This is a genomic window from Mesorhizobium sp. LHD-90, assembly GCF_030929505.1.
Taxonomy (GTDB): Bacteria; Pseudomonadota; Alphaproteobacteria; order Rhizobiales; family Rhizobiaceae; genus Kumtagia.
The window spans coordinates 18068-43927 of sequence record NZ_JAVFVV010000008.1; the positions used below are offsets into that span (position 1 = coordinate 18068).

A 25860-nucleotide genomic window follows, 5' to 3' on the forward strand; every position below is an offset into this window, starting at 1 on the left:
AGCATGACCCGATTGGCACTTCTTCAGCGGCTTCAAGAACTCCAGCAGACGCCGAAATTCCAGAACCGCGACATCTGCGCGGTCAGCGCGATGCTTTCCAAGGAAGCGCTGGCAAAACACGTGGAGGTTTGCGAGGCCGCCGCCGCGGCATCCGCGCGGTCGGCCCCCAACCTGCAATAGGGCCGAGCGCCCACACCGCGCCGCACTCGGTCGACCGGTCAAACCAAGGCCAGCCAAGGGCGTGCCGCCCGTCTTGCGCGCGGCAGTCGCAAAAGCATCAATTCAGCGCCTTGACCAGCCAGAGCGACAGGACCGGAAAGGCGGTCAGGATGACCAGGCGGATCAGGTCGGCGATGACGAAGGGAATGACGCCGCGATAGGTGCGTGTGATCGGCACGTCGGCGGCGATCTTGTTGATGACGAAGACGTTGAGGCCGATCGGCGGCGCGGCAAGCCCGATGCCGACGACGACCAGGACCAGTATGCCGAACCAGATGGCGACGTCCTCCTGGCTCATGCCTAAATCCAGCGTCAGCACGATCGGCATGAAAACCGGCAGGGTGAGCAGGATCATCGCCAGTTCGTCCATCACCGCACCGAGCAAGATGTAGATCGCCAGCATGCCGCAGATGACGGCGTAAGGCGCCAGTCCGGCTTCGCCGATCATCGCGGCCAGAGCGGTCGGCATTTGCGTCAGGGCCAGGAACGCGCCGAAAACTTCCGCGCCAAGCAGGATCAGGAAGATCATGCCGGTCGTCTCGGCGGTCTGCAGGAACGCCGCCTTGATGCGCTGCGTGTCGAGGCTGCGCTGGACCAGCCCGATGAGAAGCATGATGGCGGCGCCGACCGCGGCGCCCTCAGTCGGGGTAAACACCCCTCCGTAGATGCCACCGACCACGATGATGGCGATCCCGGCGGCTGGAATGATGGCATAGTCGACGGCGACCAGCAGCAGGCCCAATATGCCGATCAGGATAGCGCCGACGGCATTGGCTTGGCCGGTGGACCACAAGGCGACGGCCGCGACCATCATCAGTATCCCGAGAGGGCGAGCCCATTTCGGGCGCGGCGTCGCCGGCGGCGGCGCAATCTCCGGCGGCGGCGCGAGCTGCGGATTGCGCCGCACCGCGACCGCGATGGCGACGCAGTAGAAAATCGACGCCATCAGGCCCGGGATGAGAGCCGCCTGGAACAGCTTTGCGATGTTCTGCTCGGTGGTGATGGCGTAGATAACCAAGATCACCGATGGCGGGATGAGGATGCCGAGCGTGCCGCCGGCAGCGATCGTGCCGGTGCCGAAGCCGTTGTCGACCCTCGTGCGGCGCAGTTCGGGCAGGGCCGCCCGGCCGAATGTCGCCGTGGTCGCGACCGAGGAGCCGCAGATTGCGCCAAAGCCCGTGCAAGCGGCGATGACCGCCATCGGCATGCCGCCCTTCACCCGTCCCAGCCGGCGTTCCGCCACCTTGAACAGGGTCGCGGCCATTCCGGACCGCTCTGCCAGCGCCCCCATCAGGATGAACAGCGGGATGACGGAGAGCGTGTAGCTGGCGAACTGGCTGTAGGCGTTGGTGCGCAGATAGTAGATCAGCGCATGCGCGCCGTTGAGCTGGGCGTAACCGACAGCACCGACGACCAGCATCGCCAGCGCAATCGGCATGCGGATCGCGATGAGCACCAGCAGGGCGACGAAGCCGAGAAGGGCAATGGCAAACCCGCTCATCGCCGCCCTCCGATCTTGATAAGCGCGGTGGCGACGGCGATCAGGCAGGCCAGCCCGGCGAGCACGGCACAGACCAGGTAGACGGGCCAGACCGGCCACGGCAACTGAACCAGCGTGGCACCGTACTGGCGCGCCTCCATGCCGCCGGAGTACAGGCCCCAGGCGAAGAAGCCAAGGAATCCAGCAAGCACGAGGTCCCAGACACCATCGATGACGGCGTTCAACCGGGCCGGCAGGCGCGACGTGAAGGTGTCGACGGCGATGTGGCCGCTGCGTGCCTGCGTGTAGCCGAGGAAGGCAAAGACGGCGACGCCGACCCCGATCTCGACCATTTCGTAGTCGGCAGTCACCGGGCTGTTGAACAGCCAGCGACCAACCACGCTGACCGTCACCAGGCATGCGGCCAGGCAGATCAGTATGCCGCCGATGACGGCCAGCCCGGCTGCCAGCCTGTCGGCCAGTCCCAGGCGGGGGCCGTCAGGCGGTCCCGCCACGTCCGACACATCCATGCAATACCCCGCAAGCAGGAGTCAGAAGATCGCCGGCGCAACGGCGCGACGCGCGATTCTCAGGCGGCAGAGTATTTCGCGATCAGTTCCTGCGCCGTCTTGATCAGCGCATCCCCGTCCAGCCCCTTGGCCTTGACGCCCTCGACCCACTTGACGTGGACGGGCTTGGTCGCCTCGACCCAGCGCGCCTTCTCCTCTTCTGAGATCGAGCTGATGGTGCCCTTGCCACCGGCTTCGACCTTGGCGCGGACTTCGGCGCCAACGGTGTCCCACATCTCGCCGGCGAGCTTGGCAAACGCCATGCCGCTGTTCTTGTCGAGGACGGCCTTGAGATCGTCCGGCAAGCCCTCGTAGCGCGCCTTGTTCATGGCGAGGAAGAAGGTCGTTGTGTAGAGTGTCGGCGATGCTGGTATCTCGGTATGGAACTTGGTCAACTCGTCGACCTTGACCGACGGCACCACCTCCCACGGGATGACGCAGCCGTCGATGGTGCCCTGCGCCAGCGCTTCCGGAACCTGCGGTACCGGCATGCCGACCGAGGTGGCGCCGAGCGCGGTCAGCGCCTCGCCGGCCAGCCGCGTCGGATTGCGCAGCTTCAGCCCGGCGAGGTCCTCCATTTTGGCGATCGGCTTGTTGGTGTGGATCAGGCCGTGATCGTGGGCCCAGAAGCACAGGATCTTTGTGTCGGCCGTCTCTTTCGCCAGGTGGGTCTCACCATACTCCTGGGCGGCAGGCGCATTGGCCGTCGCATTCCGGGCGGCGATGAACGGCAGTTCGAACACCTCCGTCGACGGGAACCGCCCCGGCGTGTTGCCGGGCAAGGTCCAGACTATGTCGACGACGCCGTTGGCCGCCTGGTCATAAAGCTGCGGCGGCTTGCCGCCGAGCTGCATGGCCGGAAAGATCTCGATCTTCAGCCTGCCCTGGCTATTTTCCTCGATTGTCTTCGTCCACGGCACCAGCAGCTTTGCATGGACGTTGGAGACCGGCGGGAGGAAGTGGTGCAGCTTGAGCGTCACCGTCTCCTGAGCGCGGGCCGGACCGGACCCGAGCAGTGCCGGCGCGGCCAGCGCCGCGCCTGTGGATGCCATGAATGCACGTCGCGAAAGTCCCATCGTCTCCTCCCTGGAACATGGCGTCACTCTGGGTGACTGATCGTTGGATTGCCCTGTCTTCCGCACCGAGGCGGCTTTCCCGCTTGGGATACCCGCGCCGGACCTCCTCATGCCCGGTATTCGATTCCGCTTTGATCTGCCGACCGAAGCGACACGTCAACCGATTCGAAAGTCGGGCAAAACCTCGGCCATTACAACGCCTTTCTCACTACACTGCATCTTACTTCACAGGTTAATTACTTCTTTTGGCGGGTCAAGTGCCCCTGTTGGCGCTTGTCTGGCCCGCGGCCACTTGGGCAAGCGCCAACCTCCGTCCCATTCGGAACCGCGATGACCGGCCCCGAGCATGGCCCGGAAGCCCCCAACATCCCCATTCTTGCGGCGGTACGGCGCGGGCGGTTCGCCGCAACAAAAAGCCCGGCGGATCGCTCCGCCGGGCTCGTTCAAAACCGGGTGCGGCTGCGCTTACGCAGCGGCCTTCTTTGCCGATTCGATCGGCACTTCCGAGATCGTCTTCAGAACCTGCGAGGCGATCTGGTAGGGGTCGCCCTGGCTGTTGGGGCGGCGATCCTCAAGATAACCCTTGTAGCCGTTGTTGACGAAGGAATGCGGAACGCGGATCGAGGCGCCGCGGTCGGCCACGCCGTAGGAAAACTTGTTCCACGGCGCGGTCTCGTGCTTGCCGGTCAGGCGCTTGTCGTTGTCCGGGCCGTAGACGGCGATATGGTCCATCAGGTTCTTGTCGAAGGCCGCCATGAGCGCCTCGAAATAGTCCTTGCCGCCAACTTCGCGCATATAGGCAGTCGAGAAGTTGCAGTGCATGCCCGAGCCGTTCCAGTCGGTGTCGCCGAGCGGCTTGCAATGGAACTCGATATCGATGCCATGCTTCTCGCACAGGCGCAGCAGCAGGTAGCGCGCCATCCAGATCTGGTCGGCGGCCTTTTTCGAGCCTTTTCCGAAAATCTGGAACTCCCACTGGCCCTTCGCCACCTCGGCGTTGATGCCTTCATGGTTGATGCCGGCGGCGAGGCAGAGGTCGAGATGCTCCTCGACAAGCTGGCGAGCGATGTCGCCGACATTCTTGTAGCCGACGCCGGTGTAATACGGGCCCTGCGGGGCGGGATAGCCGCTCTCGGGGAAGCCCAGCGGACGGCCGTCCTTATAGAAGAAATACTCCTGCTCGAAGCCGAACCAGGCATCCTCGTCGTCGAGGATGGTGGCGCGGCTGTTGGAGGCATGCGGCGTGACGCCGTCCGGCATCATGACTTCGCACATGACGAGCACGCCGTTGGTGCGCGCCGGATCGGGATAAAGCGCGACCGGCTTCAGCACGCAATCCGAGCTATGGCCTTCGGCCTGCTGGGTGGACGAGCCGTCGAAACCCCACAGCGGCAGTTGCTCGAGCGTCGGAAACTCGGCGAATTCCTTGATCTGCGTCTTGCCGCGCAGGCTCGGCGTCGGCACGTAGCCGTCGAGCCAGATATATTCGAGCTTGTATTTCGTCATTCCGACCTCTCTAGAACCGTTGCGCCAGCCTCGGCGGCGCAGCCAAAGGTGTCCGGCCGCGACGGGCCGGTCCCGCGTGATTAAAGAGCAATTAACATGCCAACCCACCGGCAGGCGCGGAAAACCAGCCGAAACGCGGCGTCCCGCCGCACGCGAAGCCTCGCGGCGGTGGCGCCGCCTCGCTTTGCGCGGCGCACCAGCCGGAACTTCGCCGGCTTTCAGGACGTTCTCGTGGTTGTGAACCGGATGCCGACAGCGATCCGTCTGGCGTCAAGTTATGCAGAAGTAGATGTCGCCTAAAATACAGGCAAATAATGAAGTTTATAAATGCAGGTTGCCCAAATCGTTGGCAGAGCCTATATAGACTCATATTCAACCTGTCTAGACGAGGACGCAAGCAGGACTCACCGCCATGACGCCGACAATCCAGCGCCAATCCGCCAAGGTCTATACCTTCCCGACGAAGGCCCGCGCGGTAGCGAACCCGAAAAGCTCCCAGGCGAATTCGGGCAAGGTCGTCATGATGCCGCGTGTCGCCAGCCTCGCCTTCGACGCCTGGTATCATCAGGCGGCCATCCAGGAAGAACTGGACGGCAAGCGGTAGGAGTCCGGGGCCCCTGCCCTTCCACCGGCTTCGCGTGCCTAGCCGCACCCCGGCAAGATAGCGATCTGCGTCGAAACGATCGGCTTCTTCAGGCTTCGTTCAGCGCCTCGACCAGTCGCGCGGCCGCAAGCATGTCGCGGCGGCGGGCGGCGCGGCGCGCCATGGCCTCCGAATCCTGGCCCCAGTGCTCGACCTGCCAGTCCTCGTCAACATGGGCGGCCGCCCAGGCCGTCTCTGCGTCGAGTTCGCCCGCCTCCACCGCCAGCGACAGCAGCGCCGATCCGGTCAGCGAGGTCATCAGATGCAGCGCCGCCAGCCGGAACGGTTCGGCGCGGCCGCGCAGATGCAGGCCAATCGCAGCGATCGCCTCGCGCGGCTGCTCGACATGGATGATGCCTTCGGCGAGGTTCAGCCGGGCGCCCAGCGTATCGCGCGCCCAGTCGATCACGCCGTCCCAGGCCTCGTTCTGGCGCGCCACCAGCCCCTCCGGCGCGTCGGCCCGGTAGCAGAGCAGGTCGGACGAGGCGAAGCGCAGGATATCCTCCAGCACGGCGTCGGCCTCGCGCGCCACCCCGTCGATCGCGGTGTTGGCAAGCCGCATCACCGGCATGGCGACCGGATCGATCACCTCCTGCTGCGCGTCGAATTCGTCGGCGACGAGCCGCGCCGCGGCCTCGCTCGGCAGTTCGAGCGGCGCCCGCGCCGGCGTTCGTGCGAGCTTGCCGTCGAGTTTCACGACATGACCCGACGAGCCGGGTTCCACCGCCACCGCGGCGTAAAACCGCTTCGGCAGCGGCGTCTTCATCTGGATCTGGGCGCGGCGCACGGGGTCCGGATCGGAAAGATGCCGGGTGGCGTCGAGGTCGTTCAGCAAATCGCGCATCGGACAGAGTTCCTTCAGGCCAGCAGCGGCATCAGTTCGGCGGGCTCTTGCAGAACGCGTTCCGCGCCGGACAGCATCAGCGCCCGGGCATCGTGATAACCCCAGCCGACGCCGATGGCGCGGGCGCCTGCCGATCGTGCCATCTGCATGTCATAGATGGCGTCGCCGACCACAAAGGTCGAGGCCGGATCGACGCCGGCGAAGGCGCAGCATTCCAGCACCATGGCCGGATGCGGTTTCGACGGGCAATCCTCGGCGGTGCGCACCACCAGGAACGCCTCTCCGAAACCGTGCGTGGAAAACACCGCCTGCACGCCGCGCCGTGATTTTCCGGTCACCATGCCGACAAGGATATCGTCGCGCTTCGCCAGTTCGGCGACGAGCATGGCAATGCCCGGATAGAGCGGCTCCGAAAAATCCGCCTCGCCGCGCATGGCGTGGAAATGATGCTTGTAGCGTTCGGCCAGCGCATCGATGGCCGGGTCGACTTCACGGCCCAGCATCTGCGCGATGGCAAGATTCAGCGTCAGGCCGATGACGCTTTTGGTCGCCGCGAGATCGGGCGCCGCCAGCCCCGCCTCGGCGAAGGCGCGCTCCATGCAGCCATGGATGACCGCCGCGCTGTCGACCAGCGTGCCGTCGCAATCGAACAGGACGAGGCGGGTCATGCCCGGCTCCTCGCCGGCCGGTTGACCAGCACGAGACCCGCGGCGATCAGCCCGAGTGCCAGGAAGATGCGGACCGACAGCGGTTCGTCGAGCAGCACGCCGCCCAGCAGCACCGCAAAGGCGGGCGTGAGGAAGGTGAAGCTCGTCAGGCCGGACGCGGGATAGCGCCGCATCAGCCAGAACCAGACAACATAAGTGAACGCCACCACGAAAACCGCCTGGAACAGCAGGGCGGCTGTCGGCAGGAAAGTCACGTCGCGCAGCATCGGTCCGGCAAAAGGCAGGAGCGGCAGAAACATGAGCGCGGAGACGGCAAGCTGATACATCAGCAGCTTTTCGGCGCTGGCGCGCACCAGCCGCGTACCCTTGATCACCAACGTAGTCGCCGCCCAGCATACGCCTGCGGCGAGGCTCATCAGATCGCCCCGGATGGCCTCCGGGCCGGGCAGGCTGAGCTTGTCGGAGAACACTAGCGCCACGCCGGCGAAGGCCAGCAGCAGGCCGAGCCACTTTCGCACCGACATGTGCTCGCCGAGCAGAAAATGCGCACCGAGCAGCACCCAGAACGGCATGGTGTTGACCATCAGCGTGTTGCGGGCCAGCGTCGTGTAATCGAGCCCGACGAAGATGAGCAGGAACTCGGCGCCGAACAGCATGCCGGCAATGATGCCTGGCAGCAGCGTTCCGTCGCGATCGAACAGCGGGATGCCGCGCCACCGGCACCATCCGAACACCAGCACGCCAGCGATCGCCGAGCGCAACACGGTCAACAGGACCGGGTTGTAGCCGGCATTCGACAGTTTCGCAGCGACGCCGTTCAGGCCCCAGGAGAAGGTCAGGCCGATCATGATGACCACCGCCGCCGTGTCGATGGCGTCGCGGCGGTCGAGGGTTGCGGCGCTCACGCCTCCTCCTCCGCGCTCGCCTCGTCGAAGCCGAGCAGTGCCCAGCTTTGCCGCATATGCGGCGGCAGCGGCGCGGTCACGTCGATCTTTCCACCGCCGGGATGCGGGATGACGATGCGGCGGGCATGCAGATGCAGGCGGTTCTGCATGCCGCCCGGAAAGTCCCAATTGGTATCGGCCTCGAAATATTTCGGATCGCCGATGATCGGGCAGCCGATATGAGCGGCGTGCACGCGCAACTGGTGAGTGCGGCCGGTATGTGGCTCCATCTCCAGCCAGGACAGCGTCTGAGCCGCCTGCTCGACGATGCGATAGTAGGAAACCGCGTGGTCGGCGCCCTTTTCGCCATGGGCCGCGATCCGCATGCGGTCGCCGTCGGCGGTCGGCTCCTTGACCAGCCAGGTCGAGATCTTGTCCTCGCGTTTGGGCGGAACACCCTTCACCAGCGCCCAATAGGTCTTCTTCGCGTCGCGGCCGCGAAAAGCTTCCGCCAGCTTCATTGCCGCCAGCCGGGTGCGCGCCACCACCAGCACGCCCGACGTGTCGCGGTCCAGTCGGTGCACCAGCCTGGGTTTTTCGCCCTTCTTGTTGCGAAATGCCTCCAGCATGGAATCGACGCTGCGGGTGACGCCCGAGCCGCCCTGCACCGCAAGTCCGGACGGCTTGTCGAAAACCAGCACTTTTTCGTCCTCGTAGAGGATCATGCGCGACAGCGCCTCGGCGTCGTCCACCCCGCGCAAGGTCTTCTGCGTCAACGGCGCGCCCTTCTTGTCGACCTCCAGCGGCGGGATGCGGACGGTCTGGCCCGGTTCGATGCGGGTGTCGGACTTTGCGCGAGCGCCATCGACGCGCACCTGGCCGGAGCGCAACAGCTTTTGCAGATGGCCGAAGCCGAGGCCGGGATAATGCGTCTTGAACCAGCGGTCGAGCCGCATGCCCGCCTCGCCGTCCTCGACCTTGATCTGTTCAACACCTGCCATGTCGCGCGTTCCTTTCGGACGGCGACTTAGCATCACGCAAAGCTTCTTGCGAGCCAAAGACCCAGAAAGACGGCAACAAGGGTGCCAATCAGGCTCGCCCCGGCATAGGCGACGGCCGGTCCCATCGCCCCTCGCTCCCACAACACGGCAAAATCCAGCGAAAAGGCGGAAAAGGTGGTGAAGCCGCCGAGGATGCCGGTGGCAAAGAACAGGCGCAGTTCATTGGACGCGTTGAAACGCCGCGCCAGTATCTCGATGAAAACGCCCATTATGAAGCAGCCGACGATGTTGACCGCCAGCGTTCCCCACGGAAACGGGCTGCCCAGCCGCGTCGCCGCCATGTTGACGAGATGGCGAAGCGCGGCGCCGATGCCGCCGCCGACCGCGACAAGGACCAGATGGTACATGCCGTTCACGTGCCTTGGGCTTGGCCGCGCGTCAAGCCGGGGCGCCGGGAGTTCGCCAGCCGCTTCACACGCGCCGCAACAGGCTGAACTGAAAGGCCTGGGTCGCCCCCCATGGCGTGAGGTGGGCGTGACGTCGCTCCCCTGCCAGCACGAATGACGGCCCGGCCGCCGCGGCGAGCGTCGCCGGATCGTAGCGCACGACAGGCAGGCCGCTGCATCTTTCAGGACCGTCGGGTGCGAAAGTCGCGATGATGGCGGCGCCGCCCGGTCGCAACGCCAGGCGTAGCCGCTCGAAATAGGCCGCCTGGTCGGCCGGATCGGTCAGGAAATGCAACGCCGCGCGGTCGTGCCAGACGTCGTAGGCATGGGCCGGCTGCCAATCGGTTACGTCGGCAACGATCCAGTCGACGCTTTTGCCGGCCTTGCCGAGCCTGGCCTTGGCCAGATCCAGCGCCGCGGCGGACAGGTCCAGCACCGCAAGCGATGTAAAGCCTCGCTCCAGCAGGGCATCGACCAGCCGCGCCGCGCCGCCGCCGATGTCGATCAGCGCCGAATCCTTCGTCGCGCCGGCCTCCGCGATGATGTCGAGCGAAATCTGCGGCAGGTCCTCGAACCAGCTTACGCCCGCCTCGCCCTTGGACGCATAAGTCTGTTCCCAATGCGCCCGCCGGTTCGTCTCGCTCATGCTCGTTCGCCCTGGTCGCCAGGCCAGCGTATCATGCTTTGGCCCGCAGGCATTCTGCCGCAAGCGGGCTGCGGCGGAAATCACTATTCCGCGACGAATGCAAAGCGGATGACGACGGCGTCGCCGCCAGCCGGGTCGCCGGATAGATCGAACGCGTGCTCCCGTCGCAGCTTCAGCATGCCAGCGCCCGAATCTCCCCGGCGAAATCACTCGGGCAAGGCGCTGGAAAACCAGAGTTCTGGATAGATCGCCAGCGCGGTCTGGTCCGGCGGGCGCTCCCCGGTTGGGACGATCGATTTGATCTGCCTCGCCACGGTGGATGTCGGCCCGTTGCGGCCGAAGTCGGACGCGCCGGCGCAGCCGATGAACCACGCCGAACCGATGATTTTGGCGGCAAATCCCTGCTCCGTCCGCCTGGCGAGCACGGCAAGCCCCACCTCGTGCGCCGGACGCCAAGGGAAGACGATGCGCCCGCCCGGCTTCAGGGCCGACAGCCAGCACAGTGGCGGCGCGGCGACGCCGGCACTCACATAGACGATGTCCGATGGCGGGATTTCCGAGGTCACCGCATTCGCCGCGACGACCGTCACATTCTCGTATGGTTTCAGGTTGGCCGCCGCGTAGGCCGCGAGCGCGCTGTCGACCTCGAAACCCGTGACCGTTCCATCTGGCCGGACCAGCACGGCAAGCACCGCCGTGTAATAGCCTCCGCCCGTGCCGATGTGGGTGACGGCTTCTCCTGGTTGCGGCGCGACGGCCCCGATCCAGGCGGCGTGCAGAAAGGGCTCGCCATTGTTGATGCCCTTCTCCCGATCGATGGCGACCAGCACGTTCTGGTAGAGGAAGGCCGGATCGTCGCTCGGCGTGGAAATGAGCTGGTCACCCGCCACCACCTGCCAGGGACCGGGCGGTAGGAAAGCCTCACGCCGGACGAGGTCGAAAGCGCGCGCGATGCGCGGATCGTGCGACCCGCTCATCGCCGCCATCTGCCTGGCGTAGTGGGCGCGGACCTCGTCGAGACCGGTTCGCCGTCTGGCCATGCATCGATCATGGCGCAGGCCGGCGGCCATTTCCAGCGGCCACCGGCTTCATCGTGTTGTCGCTATGCGGCCCGGATCATTCCGCGAAGAAGGCGAAGCGGATGACGAACAGCGCCGCTACCAGCCAGGTCGCCGGATGCACCGAGCGCGCCTTGCCGGTGATCGCCTTCAGCACGACATAGCTGATGAAGCCGAAGGCGAGGCCATTGGCGATCGAATAGGTGAGCGGCATGGCCAGCGCCGTCAGCGCCGCCGGGGTCGATTCCGTCACGTCGCTCCAGTCGATGTCGACCAGTTCGTGCATCATCAGCCCGGCGACATAGAGCAGCGCCGGCGCGGTGGCGTAGGCCGGCACCGAGCCCGCCAGCGGCGAGATGAACAGCGCGGCAAGAAACAGGACGGCGATGACCACCGCCGTCAGGCCGGTGCGTCCGCCCGCCTGCACGCCCGACGCACTTTCGACATAGGCGGTCGTGCTGGAAGTGCCGAGCATCGAGCCGGCGACGATCGCGGTGGAATCCGCGAACAGCGCCTTGCCGAGATTGCTGGGTTTTCCGGGCTCGATCAGCCCTGCCCTTTTGGCGACGCCGATCAGCGTTCCAGTGGCGTCGAATACCTCCACCAGAACGAACACCAGGATGACGTGGAAGATGCCGACATGCAGCGCGCCCATCAGGTCGAGTTGCATAAAGGTCGGCGCGAGGCTTGGCGGCGCCGAGAAGACCCCCTGGAACGGGCTGAGACCGAACAGGATCGACAGCACGGTGACCGCCAGAATGCCGATCAGGATCGAGCCGCGAACCTTCAGCGCATCCAGCCCGGCGATGATGAAGAAGCCGAGGATCGCCAGCAGCACTCCCGGCTGATGCAGATTGCCGAGACCGACCAGCGTCGCCGGATTGTCGACGACGATGCCGGCGTTCTTCAGCGCGATGATGCCGAGGAAAAGACCGATGCCGGCAGCGATCGCCGCCCGCAGCGATTGCGGGATGCCGGCGATCAGCCAGGACCGCACGCCGGTGACGGTCAGGATGAAAAAGATCACGCCGGAGATGAATACCGCGCCCAGCGCCTGCTGCCAGGTGAAACCCATGGCGGCGACAACCGTGAAGGCGAAGAAGGCGTTGAGCCCCATGCCCGGCGCCATGCCGATCGGCCAGTTGGCGACAAGCCCCATCACCAGAGAGCCCAGCGCTGCCGCCAGGCAGGTCGCCACGAACACCGCGTTGCGGTCCATGCCGGTCGACGACAATATGTCCGGATTGACGAAGATGATGTAGGACATCGTCAGGAACGTCGTCACGCCGGCGATCACCTCGGTGCGCACCGTCGTCTTGTTCTCGCAGAGTTTGAAAAGCCTCTCCAGCATTTTTGCAGTTCCTCCTCCCGCGCGGGCACTTGCCCGGCGGTGCGATTTCTTCTCGATGGAAAACAGTTTTCGCGCGTCAGCAAGCGGACAACCGCGCCCGCCGAATTCGGTACTGAGGTGGTCAGCGCGAGGATCGCGTGTCGCCGTCAGGGCGCATCGCGCGATCCAGAACATCCTGCGGCCAAGGCGCCGGCGGCGGATGTTTCAACTCCTCCCTATCGCGGCCATGATCGATCCCTCGACCATAAAGTGCAAGACGCCATACCGGCCGGAAATCTTTAAGCAGTTTCAAACCCGCCACGGACAATGGCGCGTGACTTCTTTCGCGTCCTCCGGCACGCGAAATAGCCGTTTCGCGAACGCCGAGGGCCGTTTTTACCGGTTCCGTGAAGCGTGTCGCCGCCTTCGCCAGTGTCCGGAGGCGCATCTTCTTGGAATTGTTCGACATTCCGGACTTCACGGCACCCCGGCAGGGCGGAGTCATGACGCGGGCGCGGCGTGGCGTATCGGAGAAAGCAACGCCGATATTACCTTGATTATGTTTGATATTTCCGTGATCGGCAAGGCGCTTCGAGCAGACTCCCCGGTCGCCATGAACGGGCGTCTGCGCCGCCGGCGCCTACTCGCCCTCGCCGGCGCGTTCGGCCCTCAGTTTTGCCCAATAATCCAGCCTCTTGCGGATTTCCCGCTCGAAACCGCGGTCCGGCGGATCGTAGTATTGTTGCCGGCCCATCTTTTCGGGAAAATAATCCTGCCCAGAAAAAGCGTCCGGCTCGTCATGATCGTAGCGGTATCCGGAGCCGTAGCTCTCGTCCTTCATCAGTTTTGTCGGTGCATTGAGAATGTGTTTCGGCGGCAGAAGCGAGCCATATTCTTTGGCGGCGCGGGTCGCGGCCTTGAAGGCCGTGTAGGTTGCATTGGATTTGGGCGCGGTCGCCATGTAGATCGCTGCCTGCGCGAAGGCCAGTTCGCCTTCCGGCGACCCCAGATAGTCGTAGGCGTCCTTGGCTGCATTGGCGATCACCAGCGCCTGCGGATCGGCCATGCCGATGTCCTCCACCGCCATCCGGACCAGCCGCCGGCCTAGGTAAAGCGGGTCCTCGCCGGCATCGAACATGCGCGCCAGGTAATAAAGGGCGGCATCCGGATCGGAGCCGCGCACCGATTTGTGCAGGGCCGAAATCAGATTGTAGTGGCCGTCCTGCCCCTTGTCGTAGACCGGTGCGCGCCGCTGCACGACACGCTGAATCCCTTCCGCATCAAAGACTTCGCCTGAGTGGGCGGCGCGCCAGACCTCTTCGGCAAGGGTCAGCGCGGCACGGCCGTCGCCGTCCGCCATGCGCAAAAGAACCGCCCTCGCCTCCTCGTCGAGCGGCAGTTTTTTGCCCTCGGTCTCCTCCGCGCGCTTTAGCAGCAGTTCGATGCTGCCTTCATCCAGCGTGTGGAATACCAGAACGCGGGCGCGCGACAGCAACGCCGCATTGAGCTCGAAGGACGGGTTCTCGGTCGTCGCCCCGACCAGGATGACCGTGCCGTCCTCCATGACCGGAAGAAAAGAATCCTGCTGGGCTCGGTTGAAGCGATGGATCTCGTCGACGAACAGCAGCGTCTGGCGACCGTTGGTTCGGCGCAACCTCGCGGTTTCAAACACTTTTTTCAGATCGGCGACGCCGGAAAAGATCGCCGAAATCTGCTCGAATGCAAGATTGGTCTCGCCGGCCAGCAGCCGCGCCACCGTGGTTTTTCCTGTGCCGGGCGGTCCCCAGAAGATCATCGAGCCGAGCGAGCCGGACCGGATCATCCGTGTCAGCGCGCCGTCGGGACCGGTCAGGTGCTCCTGGCCGACGACCTCCGCCAGGTTCTTGGGACGCAGGCGATCGGCCAGCGGCCGGCCCTTTTCCGGCCGCTGCGGCTTATCCTGCGCAAACAGGTCGCTCATCAGTAGCGCAGCATCTGGCGCATCAGCTTGCCGTCGCGCTCGACGGTGAAGCGCCACCAGCGGGTGTCCTGGCCGGCGATCTCCTCCAGTTGCGCTGCACTGGTGATTTTTTCGCCGTTCACCTCACGCACGATGTCGCCGGGACGGAAGCCGAAACCGGCGGCGGGGGAGTTGCGGTTGATGTCGGTGACGATGATACCGGTCGTTTCGGTGCGCATGCCGAGGCGCTGCGCCAGCCGCGGCGACAGGGCGGTCACCTTCGCGCCGGCGAATGGGCTGCGGCCATCGATTGTGACGGCTTCGTTCGAAGCGCCTTCCGGCGCGCGCTCAAGGTTGACCGCGACGATCTTTTCCTCGCCCTTGCTGAGGATCTTAAGGTTGGCGTCGGCGCCGATCGCCTGCGTCGCCAAGCGATACCCGAGCGCGTCCACGTGCTCGATGGTGATGTCGTTCATGGCGAGCACCACGTCACCCGGTTTCAGGCCGGCCTTGGCGGCCGGCCCCCCTTCGGTGACGTTGGAGACGAGCGCACCCGTCGGCACTTTCATGGCGAGCGATTCCGCGATCTGCGCGGTGACCGGCTCGAAAGTCGCGCCGATGAACGGCCGTTCGAAGAAATCCTGGCCATTCTTGGCGGAATTCACCACCGCGCGAACGATGTTGGAGGGAATTGCGAAGCCGATGCCGATCGAGCCGCCGCTGCGGCTGTAGATGGCCGTGTTGATGCCAACCAATTGGCCGGTCATGTTGATGAGCCCGCCACCGGAATTGCCGGGATTGATCGCGGCATCCGTCTGAATGAAGAAGCCGAAGTCCGACACGCCGATATGCGAGCGGGCAAGCGCCGACACGATGCCACTGGTGGTGGTCTGGCCGACGCCGAACGGATTGCCTATGGCCAATACGAGGTCGCCGACCTCCAGCGCATCGGAATCGCCAATCGGAATGACCGGAAAATCGCCGCCGCCGCCGTCGATCTTCAGCACGGCGAGATCGATGGTTTCGTCCTTGAGCAACACCTTGCTCTCGAATTCGCGCCCGTCCGACGTGGCGACCTTCACCTCGTCCGCGTCGCGGATGACGTGATAGTTGGTGACCACGAAGCCGCCCTTGTCGACCAGGACGCCGGAGCCAAGCGACTGCGAGCGGCGCGGCGGACCACCGCCGCCGAAGAAGCGCTCGAAGAACGGATCGCCTTCGAAGGGCGAACGCGCCCTCGCCTGCTGCGAGGCGTAGACGTTGACGACCGCCGGCGCGGTTTCCTTCACCAGCGGCGCGAAGGAAAGCTGAATTTCGGCCCGTCCGAACGGCAGGCGGCGGCCAGGAGGCGCCGGCGGCGGCGGCGGCTCCTCCATGCGCTCCAAAAGGTCGCTAAGCACATCCTTCAGGCCGGGCTCTGCCGGCTTGTCGGGCGCTGGTTTGTCCTGCGTCCAGGCAGGCGCGGCAACCAGCAGCAAAGCGGAAGCCAGAATGGCCATCCAGCCTTTCGGAACCATACGAATCCTCCAGAGGAACGGCCTGATATAGACCCGAAGATTGTGTAAATTGAAAGGCATGGCGACGCGGCGCGGCGCCCGTGCGCCGTTCACGCCTTTACATAGGTGCCGACGTTTTCGTCGAGATATTTGTTGTTGGTCTCGCGGATCGCCGCCGCCGCGTCATCATAGAGGAAAGGCAGGAACGCATAGCGCTTTCCGCGCGTCACCGGCGAGACGGCGTGCAGCAGCGAGCAGGAGAAAACGACCGCCCCGCCGGGCGGCGGCTTGAACGAACGCGGCCCGTACTCCGGAAAACTCACCTGCCCGCCGTCGAAATCCGAATTGAGGTTTATCGACACAGCGAAGCGCCGATGCGCCGTCCCCTTGGTCGTATTGTCGCGATGGGCGCGAAAATGGCCGCCATTGGCGCTGTCGTAGCAAGCGACGATGTAACGTTCCATGCGCGTCACCGTGTATTGGTGAACCTTCTGGATCTCCGGCACCACGCGCCGGATGATCTTCTGGCGCAAGGTGAGCTTTAGCGTCTCATCCTCGATGGTGTAGTCGGCGCGTCGCTTGTGGCGCGCGTCGACCACTTCGACCGTCTTGCCGCCGATCTCGCGCATGAAACCCGATTCTGTGCCTCCGGCTGCCTCATAGAGGTCGATCAGTTGATTGCAGAAGGCAGGCTCGAAGACGTTCGGCAGGACGATGATCGGCGCCTGCACAGAGAAGCCGGGATAGGATTCGACAGGCGGCAGCGCGTCCAGATAGGCGGCGAGCTGGGCGCGCTCGGTGCCATCCGCAAGCGCCGGAAAGATGGCGCGCACCCGCATGGTCGGGTCGAGCACCATCCAGAAGCGGCGGATCGCCACCTGGCCGTCCTTGGAATCCACGGGAAGGCTGCCGTAGCGCTGTCCGATCTGCCCATCAAAGTCGAAGAAATAGCGGACGCCAGGCAGGGATTCCTGGATACGCGCCTGAGTCTCGTCGTTGCGGTCGTGGCTGACGCCGAAGAAGGCCAGCTTTCCGTCGTCGAAAAGCGCACGACGCTCCTCGACGATCTTCAGCATAGAGCGGCCCATCTCGTCGGCGGCGGTGCCGAAGAAGCAGAGCACGAGATAGCGCCCGGCCGCCGTATCGAAATGGAATTTGTCGTTGGAAGTCGAGCGCTGCGTGAACCAAGGCGCGGGATCGCCCGCTTCAATGACACGGTATTCCGGCATGATTTTTCGACACCCTCCGCAGGCGCAAGCAAAAGCGTGTTGTCGCCGCCGTACGATGCGCCCCAACTTTTCAGGAAACTACAGGAGAAATATCGCCGTGAAAACAGAGGCTGCGTCTTGAGATCAGCGCTCAGCCGTCCCGCGCGCTCGACTCGATCATGGCGGCAATCCTTTCGTATCCCTTGGAACGTGCGTGCTGGAGCGGGGTCACGCCGTCACGGTCCGGAATCTGCCTGGCTCCGGCGCCTAACAGCAGGCCCGCGATTTCCTGGTAGATGGGTCCGCCGTCACCAAGAATCACCGTCTCCATCAGCGCTGTCCAGCCGAGCCTGTTGACGTGATCCACGTCAATGTCAGTCTCAAGCAGGATGCGAACCGTCTCGGGATGGCCGTGATGCGCCGCCGGGATGAGCGCCACGCCGCCATAGCGGTTGGTGTCCTTCAGATTGGCTTTGCCGGTCGCCAGGATATGGCGAAGTATCTCGTTGCAGCCTTCCGCACCGGCGTAGAGGAATGGCGTATCGTGGATCGCATCCCTCGCATTGACGTCGGCGCCAGCTTGGATCAGCAGGCGCGCCACCTCGACGTGGTTGGCATGGGTGGCGAGCAGCAGAGGCGTGCGCCCGGCGGAATCGCGCATGTCGACCTCGGCGCCGGCCGCTAGCAAGCGCTTCACCTGGCCGACATCGCCGGCCGCCGCGGCTTCGTAAAGCAAGGATTCCTCTCCCCCTTCCGCCGGCGCCAGCGACGCCACCGACACCAGCGCCACCACAACCATGGTCACCACCCGTGTCAAGATCATCATTCGTTTGCTCCTGAGGTTCCCTTCCGTCGCTCCGGCCCTCATGGCGCCGCAGCGGCCAAGCTGTTCCAGCAGAATGCGACGCCAATAGGACTGGAACTGGCGAAGCGCGGACCGCAACGTCACTCACACGGCTCGGCAGTTCAAAAGGTCGTGCGCTCCGCATGTGCGCCTGTCGCCGGGACACCCCGATCCGCCCGCCATATCAAGAACGCAATGGCGCACACCGCGATGTCGAGCAGAAAGGTCCAGTAGCCGACCACGCTCAGAATCCAGTGACTGTAGTTTGCCGGAACGCGCACCAGTTCATGGGCTGTCATGCTGAACGGGGCGAACCAGCGAACTGGCCCCGGCACCGTATCCGTGACCAGATGCGAGGCGACGCCGAGATAGAAGCCGACGGCCGGCAGGAACCAGGCGCGCTTCAGCCGATAGATCGCCGGCAAGGTCACTACGGCTGCGGCCAGCCAGAAGGATGGCCAGTGGGTGAAATAATAGCGGTGATTGTAGCGACCAAAATCGATCAAATAGAAGCGGAGCATGTCGATGTCGGGCGCCACGCTGCCGGCAAGGGAGGCGGCGACAAGGCCGCCGACAGCGCCGAACCTGCGCCGCAGCGACGAGGCGATGATGTAGCCCAGCGGAAGATGACCGATCAGCATGATGTTCCCTTGCGATTGCGGCGCCGGCCGCGCCGCGCAAGGGATGCGATGCGATCTCGTCGTCCATCGGTCGAACCGGTGCAGTATCTTTGCAGCGATTGCGGCCTTGTGCAGGAGCCTGCATGCAGAAACGGCAAAACCGGCGAGCCTTTCGGCCCGCCGGTTTAGAAAGGTTCAGCTATGCGAGACCGGCTTATGCGGCTTCGGCCTCGTCGGCAGCCTCGGCCTCGACGCGGGCGCGGTCGGCAGCGCCCTTGGCTGACGTGTCGCGGTCGACGAACTCGATCACCGCCAGCGGTGCGTTGTCGCCGTGACGGAAGCCCGCCTTCATGATGCGCAGGTAGCCGCCGTTGCGTTGCGCATAGCGCGGAGCGATCGTGTCGAACAGACGCTTCACGACATCTTCGTTACCGATCTGGGCGATCACCTGGCGGCGGGCATGCAGGTCGCCGCGCTTGCCGAGCGTTACCAGCTTCTCGACGATCGGACGCAGGTCCTTCGCCTTCGGCAGCGTGGTGACGATCTGCTCGTGCTCGATCAGAGACACGGCGAGGTTGGCGAACATCGACTTGCGGTGGCTTACGCTGCGGGCGAAGCGGCGGCCTTTGAAACCGTGGCGCATGGCTCTTTTCCTTCTTCAGTTGTTCAAGAGGCCACGGCCTCTGATGGTTTTCCGCATGACCGTCGGACCGGGCGGCTCACGCCGCCGGTCCTTGGAATTCATGCTCAATACTGGTCTTCGTAACGCTTGGCGAGATCTTCGATGTTCTCCGGCGGCCAGTCGGCCACCTCCATGCCGAGATGGAGACCCATCGCGGCCAGAACTTCCTTGATCTCGTTGAGCGACTTGCGGCCGAAGTTCGGCGTGCGCAGCATCTCGGCTTCCGTCTTCTGGATCAGGTCGCCGATATAGACGATGTTGTCGTTCTTCAGGCAGTTGGCCGAACGCACCGACAGTTCGAGCTCGTCGACCTTCTTGAGCAGCGCCGGGTTGAAGGCAAGCTCGGTGACCTGCTCTTCGGCCTGCGGCTTCTGCGGCTCGTCGAAGTTGACGAACAGGCCGAGCTGGTCCTGCAGGATGCGCGCCGCGAAAGCGACGGCGTCCTCGCCGGTGATCGAGCCGTTGGTCTCGATCGACATGGTCAGCTTGTCGTAGTCGAGCACCTGGCCCTCACGGGTGTTCTCGACCTTGTAGGAGACCTTCTTGACCGGAGAATAGAGCGAGTCGACAGGGATGAGGCCGATCGGCGCATCCTCGGCGCGGTTGCGCTCGGCCGGAACATAGCCCTTGCCGGTATCGACGGTGAACTCCATGCGGATCTCCGCGCCCTCATCGAGGGTGCAGATCACGTGGTCGGGGTTCAGGATCTCGACATCGCCGACGGTCTGGATGTCCCCAGCCAGAACGGCGCCGGGGCCCTGCTTGCGCACGACCATGCGCTTGGGTCCGTCGCCTTCCATCTTGATGGCGATTTCCTTGATGTTCAGCACGATATCGGTGACGTCCTCACGAACGCCCGCGATCGACGAAAACTCATGCAGCACGCCGTCGATCTGCACCGACGTCACCGCGGCGCCGCGCAGCGACGACAACAGCACGCGGCGCAGCGCGTTGCCGAGCGTCAGGCCGAAACCGCGCTCCAGCGGTTCGGCGACGAGATTCGTGAGGGTCTTGCCCTTCGACGAGAACTCGATCTTGTTCGGCTTGATCAGTTCTTGCCAGTTCTTCTGGATCATATTGCAGTCCTTCCAACACCCCGACACCATCCAATCGTGACGGCCGATCTGGAAAAAGCCGCGCGAGCGCCATCCGGCGCCTGCGCGGCGGCGAAACTCAAAAAATCAGACGCGGCGCTTCTTGCGCGGCCGGCAGCCATTGTGCGGGATCGGCGTCACGTCACGGATCGAGGTGATCGTGAAACCGCCGGCCTGCAGGGCGCGCAGTGCCGATTCACGGCCTGAACCGGGGCCGCACACCTCGACCTCGAGGGTACGCATGCCATGTTCCTGCGCCTTCTTGGCGACGTCCTCGGCCGCCATCTGCGCGGCGAACGGGGTCGACTTGCGCGAACCCTTGAAGCCCTGGGCGCCAGCCGACGACCAGGCAATCGTGTTGCCCTGCGCGTCGGTGACGGTGATCATCGTGTTGTTGAAGGTAGAATTCACGTGGGCGACGCCCGACGAGATATTCTTGCGCTCGCGGCGGCGAACGCGTGTGGCTTCCTTGGCCATATCAGTCCTTTCGTTCGATCTCGACGCCGCCGTAATGCCAGCGGCTACACCAGAAGCGAATAGGGAGTAGCGAATAGCGAGTAGGGAAAAGTCCCCTATTCGCTATTCGCTATTTCGCTACTCGCTCAATTACTTCTTCTTCCCGGCAATCGCCTTCGCCGGGCCCTTGCGGGTGCGGGCGTTGGTATGCGTGCGCTGGCCGCGGACCGGCAGCGAGCGGCGGTGACGCAGGCCGCGGTAGCAGCCCAGATCCATCAGCCGCTTGATGTTCATCGACACTTCGCGACGCAGGTCGCCCTCGACCTGGTAGTCGCGGTCGATCGTCTCGCGGATCGCCAGGACCTCTGCGTCGGTCAACTGGCTGACACGGCGCTCGGCCGGGATGCCGACCTTGCCGACGATCTCCTGGGCGAACTTCTTGCCGATTCCGTGAATGTACTGCAGCGCGATCACCACGCGCTTGTTGGTCGGTATGTTGACGCCGGCTATACGGGCCATCTTTCTCGCTCCATGTGGGCCGGCAAGCCGGCGCTTCGATTGACCCGCGTCCGGTGGAGGCCGGCCCTTGCAGGTGTTCCATTCAAGCAGCAAAAGGGTCCGGAAAGGACCCGCATGCCTCGTTCCTTAAAGGGAGACGGCGGGCCATAGTCCAAAACCGATTGTTAGTCAAGAGCAGTCAGGCGTTTTCGGCGACCTTGCCGAGAATACCTTCGATTGCCTCGGTGACCTTGTCCATGTCGGCCATGCCGTCCACGGTCTTCAACAACCCCTTGGCATAATAGTAGCCGACCAGCGGAGCCGTCTTCTTGTAATATTCGCGCAGACGCTCTGGTACGACGGCCGGGTCGTCGTCCTTGCGGACAGACTGTTCGGCCGCCTTGGCCTGGTCGGCGCGCTTTGCGATACGGCTGACCAATTCCTTGTCGTCGACGACGAACTCGATCACCGCATCGAGACGAAGCTTGCGTTCGGCGAGCATCGCCTGCACCGCATCGGCCTGCGGCAGTGTTCGCGGATAGCCGTCGAGGATGAAGCCGTTTCTGCAGTCGTCCTGGTCGATGCGCGCCGCAACGATCGCATTGACGATATCGTCGGAGACGAGTTGACCGGCATCCATGACGGCACGGGCACGTCGACCGACCTCGGTATCGGAATCCTTCGCCGCCCGAAGCATGTCGCCGGTAGACAGTTGCGGGATGCCGTATTTGTCGACCAGCCGCTGCGCCTGGGTGCCCTTCCCCGCTCCCGGTGGACCAAGCAGAATCAGCCTCATCTTCCCCTCTTCCCCCCGCGGAGCTTCGACTTCTTGATGAGCCCCTCATACTGATGGGCGATAAGGTGGCCCTGGATCTGGGCGACGGTATCGAGGGTAACACTGACGACGATCAAAAGCGAAGTGCCACCAAGGTAGAACGGCACGCCCGTGGCCGAGATCAGGAATTCCGGAATCAGGCAGATCAGCACGAGATAGATCGCCCCAACCACGGTGATGCGGGTCAGCACGTAGTCGATGTACTCGGCGGTGCGTTCGCCGGGACGATAGCCGGGAATGAAGCCGGAATGCTTCTTCAACTGGTCGGCCGTGTCTTTGGGGTTGAAGACGATCGCCGTGTAGAAGAAGGCGAAGAACGCAATCATCGCGGCATAGAGAAACATGTAGAGAGGCTGGCCGTGGCCCAGCGTCGCCAGCACCGTGCTTGCCCAGCCGGGCAGGTTCTGCGTGTTGGAGAAGCCCGCCACCGTCGCCGGCAGCAGCAGCAGCGACGAGGCGAAGATCGGCGGAATGACGCCAGCGGTATTCAGCTTAAGCGGCAGGTGCGAGGTGTCGCCCTGGAACATGCGGTTGCCGACCTGGCGCTTCGGATACTGGATCAGCAGGCGGCGCTGGGCGCGCTCGAAGAACACGATGACGGCGATGACGACCAGCGCCAGCACGATGATGGCCAGGATCAAGCCGGTCGACAGCGCGCCGGTGCGACCGAGTTCCAGCGTCTGGCCCAGGGCATGCGGCATGCCCGCGACGATGCCGGCGAAGATGATGAGCGAGATGCCGTTGCCGATGCCGCGCGCGGTGATCTGCTCGCCGAGCCACATCAGGAACATGGTGCCGCCAGTCAGCGTGATGACCGCGGACAGGCGGAAGAACCAGCCGGGATCGCTGACGATGTTAGTGCCGCCTTCAAGCCCAACGGAAATGCCATAGGCCTGGACGACGGCAAGCAGCACGGTGCCGTAGCGGGTGTACTGGTTGATGATCTTGCGGCCCTGCTCGCCCTCCTTCTTCAGCGCCTCGAGCGAGGGCACCACAGAAGTCATCAACTGCATGATGATGGAGGCGGAGATGTAGGGCATGATGCCGAGCGCGAAGATCGCCATGCGCTCGACCGCGCCGCCGGAGAAGGCGTTGAAGACGCCCAACACCCCGCTGCTCTGGTTCTGGAATGCCTGGGCGAACGCGTCCGGATTGATGCCGGGAAGCGGGATGTAAGTGCCGAGCCGATACACCAGAAGCGCACCCAGCGTGAACCAGATGCGCTTCTTCAGATCCTCGGCCTTGGCAAAGGCCGCAAAATTCAGATTGGAGGCAAGTTGCTCGGCAGCCGATGCCATTGGGAAGTCTCCGCTTCGTCACGCTGAGATGGCCGCAGCGGCGGCACGAGTCGACGAAGCCACGAGATAGGCTCCGAGCCTCGAAGATGCAAGCGGCGGAGCTATGCCTGCCGCCGCCTGCGACGAAGGATCACTTGGCCTTCTTGACCATCTTCTTGACCGGTTCGACCGGCTCGGGAAACTTCACCGAGCCGCCGGCCTTCTCGATCTTCTCGACCGCCGCCTTGGAGGCGCCGGCGATGTCGAAGGACAGCTTGGCCTTGAGTTCGCCTTCAGACAGGACGCGCACGCCATCGAGCGGGCGGCGGATCACGCCGGCCTTGATCAGCGCTTCGGCAGTCACCGTCTCCTTGGCGTCGAGCTTGCCGGCATCGACCGCGGTCTGGATGCGGGCCAGCGAAACGGCATTGTAGCTCTTGGTGAAGGGGTTCTTGAAGCCGCGCTTCGGCAGGCGCCGATAGAGCGGCATCTGACCGCCCTCGAAGCCGTTGATGGCGACGCCCGAACGCGCCTTCTGGCCCTTGACGCCACGTCCCGCGGTCTTGCCCGAGCCAGAGCCGATGCCGCGACCGAGACGCTTGCGCGAGTGGGTCGCGCCTTCGTTGTCGCTCAGTTCGTTGAGTTTCATCGTCTTTCTCCTGCGCGCCGGTTACTTCTCGTCGACGACGCGGACGAGATGCTGCACAGCCGCGATCATGCCGCGTACCGACGGAGTGTCTTCCAGCGTGCGCTGCTTGTGCATCTTGTTGAGGCCGAGGCCGACAAGCGTCGCGCGCTGCTCCTTCGGGCGGCGGATCGGGCTACCGATCTGCTCGACCGTGATGGTCTTGGTGGCTTTCTTCGCCATGATCGAACTCCTTGCGCCCGCGACTATTCTTCCGCGGCGACCGCGTTGCCGCGGCGAGCCTGGAGCGTCGAATACTTGATGCCGCGCTGGGCCGCCACATCCTTCGGATGCAACTGGCTCTTCAGGGCGTCGAAGGTGGCGCGAACCATGTTGTACGGATTCGAGGAACCCATCGACTTGGCAACAACGTCATGCATGCCGAGCGTCTCGAACACGGCGCGCATCGGACCGCCGGCGATGATGCCAGTACCTGGCTTGGCGGCGCGCAGCAGCACCTTGCCAGCGCCCCAACGGCCCTCGACGTCGTGGTGCAGCGTGCGGCCGGAGCGCAGCGGCACGAAGATCAGGTCGCGCTTGGCGCTCTCTGTCGCCTTGCGGATCGCCTCCGGCACTTCACGCGCCTTGCCGTGGCCGAAGCCGACTCGACCCTTCTGGTCGCCGACGACGACGAGAGCAGCAAAGCCGAAGCGACGGCCGCCCTTCACCACCTTGGCGACACGATTGATGTGGACGAGCTTGTCGACGAACTCGCTGTCGCGTTCTTCGCGCTCGCGGTCGCGGCCGCGACCTTCCCTACGTTCCTGTGCCATATCCTGTCCTTGTTCTTTTCCGGAAGCACGGGTTGCTGATTTGCGCGCGGCCTATGCCGCTGCGCGGCGAAATCCTAGAAGCTCAGGCCACCTTCGCGAGCGGCCTCGGCCAACGCCTTGATGCGGCCGTGATAGATGTAGGCGCCGCGGTCGAAGACGACTTCCTTGACGCCAGCCTTGGTCGCGCGCTCGGCGATCAGCTTGCCGACAGCAGCAGCGGCGGCGCTGTCGGCGCCGGTCTTCAGGCTGCCCTTGAGGTCCTTCTCGAGCGTCGAGGCGGCGGCCAGGGTCCGGCCCTTCACGTCGTCGATGATCTGCACATAGATGTTCTTCGACGTGCGGTGAACCGACAGACGCGGCCGGTCGCCCGCGACCTTCCTGATCTGACGGCGGATGCGCGCGGCGCGCTTCTGCAATGCTGCCTTTTCGGCCATTTTCCTGTTCCTTGCCTTGTAAAACGGCGGCGGCCCGGTCCGAAAACCTTGCGGTCAGAAATCCCTGCCCGCGACCGCCTTCCGTGGCGTTGTACGACTTACTTCTTCTTGCCTTCCTTGCGGACAATCCGCTCCTCGGCATACTTCACGCCCTTGCCCTTGTAGGGCTCGGGGCCGCGATACTTGCGGATCTCGGCGGCGACCTGGCCAACCGCCTGCTTGTCGATGCCGGAGACCACGATCTCGGTCGGCTTCGGCACGACAATCGTGATGCCCTGCGGCGTCTGATAGACCACATCGTGGCTGAAGCCGAGCGCCAGTTGCAGGTTTTTGCCCTGCATCGCGGCGCGGTAGCCGACGCCGTTGATCTCGAGCTTCCGCTCGAAGCCCTTGGTCACGCCTTCAAGAATGTTCACGATCTGCGTGCGCGACATGCCCCACTTGGAGCGCGCCGTCTTGGTCTGGTCGCGCGGCTCGACAGCGATCTCGCCGTTGTCCAACTTGACCAGCACGTCGTCGTTGACGACGAACTTCAGCTCGCCCTTCGGGCCCTTGGCCGACACGGTCTGACCGTCGACCGAAGCGGTCACGCCAGCCGGCACCTTGACGGGTTTCTTGCCAATACGAGACATTTTTCTGTCCTCGTCCT

At 64.3% G+C, this 25860-nt stretch carries 31 protein-coding genes; 2 read left to right on the forward strand and 29 right to left on the reverse strand.

Features of this window, described 5'->3' with window-relative positions:
* Positions 1 to 3: 3 nt before the first annotated feature.
* The gene (locus RB623_RS12610) at positions 4 to 180 is read left to right on the forward strand and encodes a hypothetical protein (RefSeq protein ID WP_308057178.1); all 177 of its coding nucleotides are present in this window, start codon (positions 4 to 6) and stop codon (positions 178 to 180) included.
* 97 nt (positions 181 to 277) lie between these two features.
* Here RB623_RS12610 and RB623_RS12615 read toward each other — a convergent pair whose 3' ends face one another.
* From RB623_RS12615 to RB623_RS12630, 4 genes are all read right to left on the reverse strand, one after another.
* A complete protein-coding gene (locus RB623_RS12615; protein WP_308057179.1) occupies positions 278 to 1720 on the reverse strand; it encodes a TRAP transporter large permease in 1443 nt (480 codons plus the stop codon).
* Entirely contained in the window at positions 1717 to 2214 is a 498-nt protein-coding gene (locus RB623_RS12620) for a TRAP transporter small permease (protein WP_308057180.1), read from the reverse strand. Before RB623_RS12620 ends, RB623_RS12615 begins: the two co-directional genes overlap by 4 nt.
* Positions 2215 to 2288: 74 nt before the next feature.
* Positions 2289 to 3320 (reverse strand): TRAP transporter substrate-binding protein, encoded by a 1032-nt coding sequence (locus RB623_RS12625; protein ID WP_308057181.1) that lies wholly within the window; start codon positions 3318 to 3320, stop codon positions 2289 to 2291.
* 489 nt (positions 3321 to 3809) lie between these two features.
* Positions 3810 to 4850 (reverse strand): glutamine synthetase beta-grasp domain-containing protein, encoded by a 1041-nt coding sequence (locus tag RB623_RS12630; RefSeq protein ID WP_308057182.1) that lies wholly within the window; start codon positions 4848 to 4850, stop codon positions 3810 to 3812.
* 412 nt (positions 4851 to 5262) lie between these two features.
* Here RB623_RS12630 and RB623_RS12635 point away from each other — a divergent pair, with 412 nt between their 5' ends.
* Complete coding sequence (locus RB623_RS12635; protein WP_308057183.1) at positions 5263 to 5454, forward strand: DUF2735 domain-containing protein; 192 nt, start codon at positions 5263 to 5265, stop codon at positions 5452 to 5454.
* 88 nt (positions 5455 to 5542) lie between these two features.
* Here the strand turns inward: RB623_RS12635 and RB623_RS12640 are convergent, their stop codons facing one another.
* The 25 genes from RB623_RS12640 to rplF form a co-directional block, all read right to left on the reverse strand.
* On the reverse strand, positions 5543 to 6337 hold the full coding sequence (locus RB623_RS12640) for an ATP12 family protein (RefSeq protein ID WP_308057184.1): 795 nt from the start codon (positions 6335 to 6337) through the stop codon (positions 5543 to 5545).
* A 14-nt stretch (positions 6338 to 6351) separates the two neighbouring features.
* Positions 6352 to 7005, reverse strand: a complete 654-nt coding sequence (locus tag RB623_RS12645; protein WP_308057185.1) for an HAD-IA family hydrolase — start codon at positions 7003 to 7005, stop codon at positions 6352 to 6354.
* Positions 7002 to 7910, reverse strand: a complete 909-nt coding sequence (locus tag RB623_RS12650; RefSeq protein WP_308057186.1) for a DMT family transporter — start codon at positions 7908 to 7910, stop codon at positions 7002 to 7004. The genes RB623_RS12645 and RB623_RS12650 overlap by 4 nt, the downstream gene beginning before the upstream one ends.
* Positions 7907 to 8890 carry an RluA family pseudouridine synthase gene (locus tag RB623_RS12655; protein ID WP_308057187.1) on the reverse strand — a complete coding sequence of 328 codons (984 nt, stop codon included), beginning with the start codon at positions 8888 to 8890 and terminating at the stop codon, positions 7907 to 7909. The genes RB623_RS12650 and RB623_RS12655 overlap by 4 nt, the downstream gene beginning before the upstream one ends.
* Before the next feature lie 32 nt (positions 8891 to 8922).
* A complete protein-coding gene (crcB, locus tag RB623_RS12660; RefSeq protein ID WP_308057188.1) occupies positions 8923 to 9297 on the reverse strand; it encodes a fluoride efflux transporter CrcB in 375 nt (124 codons plus the stop codon).
* Between the two features lie 64 nt (positions 9298 to 9361).
* Positions 9362 to 9982 carry a class I SAM-dependent methyltransferase gene (locus tag RB623_RS12665; protein ID WP_308057189.1) on the reverse strand — a complete coding sequence of 207 codons (621 nt, stop codon included), beginning with the start codon at positions 9980 to 9982 and terminating at the stop codon, positions 9362 to 9364.
* Positions 9983 to 10188: 206 nt separating this feature from the next.
* Positions 10189 to 11022: an rRNA adenine N-6-methyltransferase family protein gene (locus RB623_RS12670; protein WP_308057190.1), complete on the reverse strand. Its 834-nt coding sequence runs from the start codon at positions 11020 to 11022 to the stop codon at positions 10189 to 10191.
* A gap of 76 nt (positions 11023 to 11098) precedes the next feature.
* Positions 11099 to 12391 carry an NCS2 family permease gene (locus RB623_RS12675; protein ID WP_308057191.1) on the reverse strand — a complete coding sequence of 431 codons (1293 nt, stop codon included), beginning with the start codon at positions 12389 to 12391 and terminating at the stop codon, positions 11099 to 11101.
* 121 nt (positions 12392 to 12512) lie between these two features.
* Positions 12513 to 12839 carry a hypothetical protein gene (locus RB623_RS12680; RefSeq protein ID WP_308057192.1) on the reverse strand — a complete coding sequence of 109 codons (327 nt, stop codon included), beginning with the start codon at positions 12837 to 12839 and terminating at the stop codon, positions 12513 to 12515.
* A gap of 171 nt (positions 12840 to 13010) precedes the next feature.
* Positions 13011 to 14330: a replication-associated recombination protein A gene (locus RB623_RS12685; RefSeq protein ID WP_308057193.1), complete on the reverse strand. Its 1320-nt coding sequence runs from the start codon at positions 14328 to 14330 to the stop codon at positions 13011 to 13013.
* Positions 14330 to 15826 carry a Do family serine endopeptidase gene (locus RB623_RS12690; protein ID WP_308057194.1) on the reverse strand — a complete coding sequence of 499 codons (1497 nt, stop codon included), beginning with the start codon at positions 15824 to 15826 and terminating at the stop codon, positions 14330 to 14332. Before RB623_RS12690 ends, RB623_RS12685 begins: the two co-directional genes overlap by 1 nt.
* Positions 15827 to 15915: 89 nt before the next feature.
* Positions 15916 to 17034 (reverse strand): 2OG-Fe(II) oxygenase, encoded by a 1119-nt coding sequence (locus RB623_RS12695; RefSeq protein WP_308057195.1) that lies wholly within the window; start codon positions 17032 to 17034, stop codon positions 15916 to 15918.
* A gap of 130 nt (positions 17035 to 17164) precedes the next feature.
* Positions 17165 to 17839 (reverse strand): ankyrin repeat domain-containing protein, encoded by a 675-nt coding sequence (locus tag RB623_RS12700; RefSeq protein ID WP_374121670.1) that lies wholly within the window; start codon positions 17837 to 17839, stop codon positions 17165 to 17167.
* 140 nt (positions 17840 to 17979) lie between these two features.
* Positions 17980 to 18498: a metal-dependent hydrolase gene (locus RB623_RS12705; RefSeq protein WP_308057196.1), complete on the reverse strand. Its 519-nt coding sequence runs from the start codon at positions 18496 to 18498 to the stop codon at positions 17980 to 17982.
* A 193-nt stretch (positions 18499 to 18691) separates the two neighbouring features.
* Complete coding sequence (gene rplQ, locus RB623_RS12710; protein WP_308057197.1) at positions 18692 to 19120, reverse strand: 50S ribosomal protein L17; 429 nt, start codon at positions 19118 to 19120, stop codon at positions 18692 to 18694.
* A gap of 104 nt (positions 19121 to 19224) precedes the next feature.
* Positions 19225 to 20235 carry a DNA-directed RNA polymerase subunit alpha gene (locus tag RB623_RS12715; protein ID WP_308057198.1) on the reverse strand — a complete coding sequence of 337 codons (1011 nt, stop codon included), beginning with the start codon at positions 20233 to 20235 and terminating at the stop codon, positions 19225 to 19227.
* Positions 20236 to 20340: 105 nt separating this feature from the next.
* Positions 20341 to 20730, reverse strand: coding sequence for a 30S ribosomal protein S11 (gene rpsK, locus RB623_RS12720; protein ID WP_308057199.1), 390 nt, complete (start codon positions 20728 to 20730; stop codon positions 20341 to 20343).
* A 129-nt stretch (positions 20731 to 20859) separates the two neighbouring features.
* A complete protein-coding gene (gene rpsM, locus RB623_RS12725) occupies positions 20860 to 21228 on the reverse strand; it encodes a 30S ribosomal protein S13 (protein WP_308057200.1) in 369 nt (122 codons plus the stop codon).
* A 178-nt stretch (positions 21229 to 21406) separates the two neighbouring features.
* Complete coding sequence (locus RB623_RS12730) at positions 21407 to 22003, reverse strand: adenylate kinase (RefSeq protein ID WP_308057201.1); 597 nt, start codon at positions 22001 to 22003, stop codon at positions 21407 to 21409.
* The gene (secY, locus tag RB623_RS12735; RefSeq protein ID WP_308057202.1) at positions 22000 to 23340 is read right to left on the reverse strand and encodes a preprotein translocase subunit SecY; all 1341 of its coding nucleotides are present in this window, start codon (positions 23338 to 23340) and stop codon (positions 22000 to 22002) included. Before secY ends, RB623_RS12730 begins: the two co-directional genes overlap by 4 nt.
* Before the next feature lie 130 nt (positions 23341 to 23470).
* Positions 23471 to 23968 carry a 50S ribosomal protein L15 gene (gene rplO, locus RB623_RS12740; protein WP_308057203.1) on the reverse strand — a complete coding sequence of 166 codons (498 nt, stop codon included), beginning with the start codon at positions 23966 to 23968 and terminating at the stop codon, positions 23471 to 23473.
* Positions 23969 to 23989: 21 nt separating this feature from the next.
* Positions 23990 to 24187 carry a 50S ribosomal protein L30 gene (gene rpmD, locus RB623_RS12745; protein ID WP_308057204.1) on the reverse strand — a complete coding sequence of 66 codons (198 nt, stop codon included), beginning with the start codon at positions 24185 to 24187 and terminating at the stop codon, positions 23990 to 23992.
* Positions 24188 to 24210: 23 nt separating this feature from the next.
* Positions 24211 to 24777 carry a 30S ribosomal protein S5 gene (rpsE, locus tag RB623_RS12750; protein ID WP_308057205.1) on the reverse strand — a complete coding sequence of 189 codons (567 nt, stop codon included), beginning with the start codon at positions 24775 to 24777 and terminating at the stop codon, positions 24211 to 24213.
* Between the two features lie 74 nt (positions 24778 to 24851).
* Positions 24852 to 25211 (reverse strand): 50S ribosomal protein L18, encoded by a 360-nt coding sequence (gene rplR / locus RB623_RS12755; RefSeq protein ID WP_308057206.1) that lies wholly within the window; start codon positions 25209 to 25211, stop codon positions 24852 to 24854.
* Between the two features lie 98 nt (positions 25212 to 25309).
* Positions 25310 to 25843, reverse strand: a complete 534-nt coding sequence (gene rplF, locus RB623_RS12760) for a 50S ribosomal protein L6 (protein ID WP_308057207.1) — start codon at positions 25841 to 25843, stop codon at positions 25310 to 25312.
* Between the last annotated feature and the right edge of the window lie 17 nt (positions 25844 to 25860).

Excerpts from the sequence above, each read along its gene's own strand:
- RB623_RS12610 (WP_308057178.1), top strand. The coding sequence starts at position 4 with ATGACCCGATTGGCACTTCTTCAGCGGCTTCAAGAACTCCAGCAGACG.
- RB623_RS12615 (WP_308057179.1), bottom strand. The coding sequence starts at position 1,720 with ATGAGCGGGTTTGCCATTGCCCTTCTCGGCTTCGTCGCCCTGCTGGTG.
- RB623_RS12625 (WP_308057181.1), bottom strand. The coding sequence starts at position 3,320 with ATGGCATCCACAGGCGCGGCGCTGGCCGCGCCGGCACTGCTCGGGTCC.
- RB623_RS12630 (WP_308057182.1), bottom strand. The coding sequence starts at position 4,850 with ATGACGAAATACAAGCTCGAATATATCTGGCTCGACGGCTACGTGCCG.
- RB623_RS12635 (WP_308057183.1), top strand. The coding sequence starts at position 5,263 with ATGACGCCGACAATCCAGCGCCAATCCGCCAAGGTCTATACCTTCCCG.
- RB623_RS12640 (WP_308057184.1), bottom strand. The coding sequence starts at position 6,337 with ATGCGCGATTTGCTGAACGACCTCGACGCCACCCGGCATCTTTCCGAT.
- RB623_RS12645 (WP_308057185.1), bottom strand. The coding sequence starts at position 7,005 with ATGACCCGCCTCGTCCTGTTCGATTGCGACGGCACGCTGGTCGACAGC.
- RB623_RS12655 (WP_308057187.1), bottom strand. The coding sequence starts at position 8,890 with ATGGCAGGTGTTGAACAGATCAAGGTCGAGGACGGCGAGGCGGGCATG.
- crcB (WP_308057188.1), bottom strand. The coding sequence starts at position 9,297 with ATGTACCATCTGGTCCTTGTCGCGGTCGGCGGCGGCATCGGCGCCGCG.
- RB623_RS12665 (WP_308057189.1), bottom strand. The coding sequence starts at position 9,982 with ATGAGCGAGACGAACCGGCGGGCGCATTGGGAACAGACTTATGCGTCC.
- RB623_RS12670 (WP_308057190.1), bottom strand. The coding sequence starts at position 11,022 with ATGGCCAGACGGCGAACCGGTCTCGACGAGGTCCGCGCCCACTACGCC.
- RB623_RS12675 (WP_308057191.1), bottom strand. The coding sequence starts at position 12,391 with ATGCTGGAGAGGCTTTTCAAACTCTGCGAGAACAAGACGACGGTGCGC.
- RB623_RS12680 (WP_308057192.1), bottom strand. The coding sequence starts at position 12,839 with ATGTCGAACAATTCCAAGAAGATGCGCCTCCGGACACTGGCGAAGGCG.
- RB623_RS12685 (WP_308057193.1), bottom strand. The coding sequence starts at position 14,330 with ATGAGCGACCTGTTTGCGCAGGATAAGCCGCAGCGGCCGGAAAAGGGC.
- RB623_RS12690 (WP_308057194.1), bottom strand. The coding sequence starts at position 15,826 with ATGGTTCCGAAAGGCTGGATGGCCATTCTGGCTTCCGCTTTGCTGCTG.
- RB623_RS12695 (WP_308057195.1), bottom strand. The coding sequence starts at position 17,034 with ATGCCGGAATACCGTGTCATTGAAGCGGGCGATCCCGCGCCTTGGTTC.
- RB623_RS12700 (WP_374121670.1), bottom strand. The coding sequence starts at position 17,839 with ATGATGATCTTGACACGGGTGGTGACCATGGTTGTGGTGGCGCTGGTG.
- RB623_RS12705 (WP_308057196.1), bottom strand. The coding sequence starts at position 18,498 with ATGCTGATCGGTCATCTTCCGCTGGGCTACATCATCGCCTCGTCGCTG.
- rplQ (WP_308057197.1), bottom strand. The coding sequence starts at position 19,120 with ATGCGCCACGGTTTCAAAGGCCGCCGCTTCGCCCGCAGCGTAAGCCAC.
- RB623_RS12715 (WP_308057198.1), bottom strand. The coding sequence starts at position 20,235 with ATGATCCAGAAGAACTGGCAAGAACTGATCAAGCCGAACAAGATCGAG.
- rpsK (WP_308057199.1), bottom strand. The coding sequence starts at position 20,730 with ATGGCCAAGGAAGCCACACGCGTTCGCCGCCGCGAGCGCAAGAATATC.
- rpsM (WP_308057200.1), bottom strand. The coding sequence starts at position 21,228 with ATGGCCCGTATAGCCGGCGTCAACATACCGACCAACAAGCGCGTGGTG.
- RB623_RS12730 (WP_308057201.1), bottom strand. The coding sequence starts at position 22,003 with ATGAGGCTGATTCTGCTTGGTCCACCGGGAGCGGGGAAGGGCACCCAG.
- secY (WP_308057202.1), bottom strand. The coding sequence starts at position 23,340 with ATGGCATCGGCTGCCGAGCAACTTGCCTCCAATCTGAATTTTGCGGCC.
- rplO (WP_308057203.1), bottom strand. The coding sequence starts at position 23,968 with ATGAAACTCAACGAACTGAGCGACAACGAAGGCGCGACCCACTCGCGC.
- rpmD (WP_308057204.1), bottom strand. The coding sequence starts at position 24,187 with ATGGCGAAGAAAGCCACCAAGACCATCACGGTCGAGCAGATCGGTAGC.
- rpsE (WP_308057205.1), bottom strand. The coding sequence starts at position 24,777 with ATGGCACAGGAACGTAGGGAAGGTCGCGGCCGCGACCGCGAGCGCGAA.
- rplR (WP_308057206.1), bottom strand. The coding sequence starts at position 25,211 with ATGGCCGAAAAGGCAGCATTGCAGAAGCGCGCCGCGCGCATCCGCCGT.
- rplF (WP_308057207.1), bottom strand. The coding sequence starts at position 25,843 with ATGTCTCGTATTGGCAAGAAACCCGTCAAGGTGCCGGCTGGCGTGACC.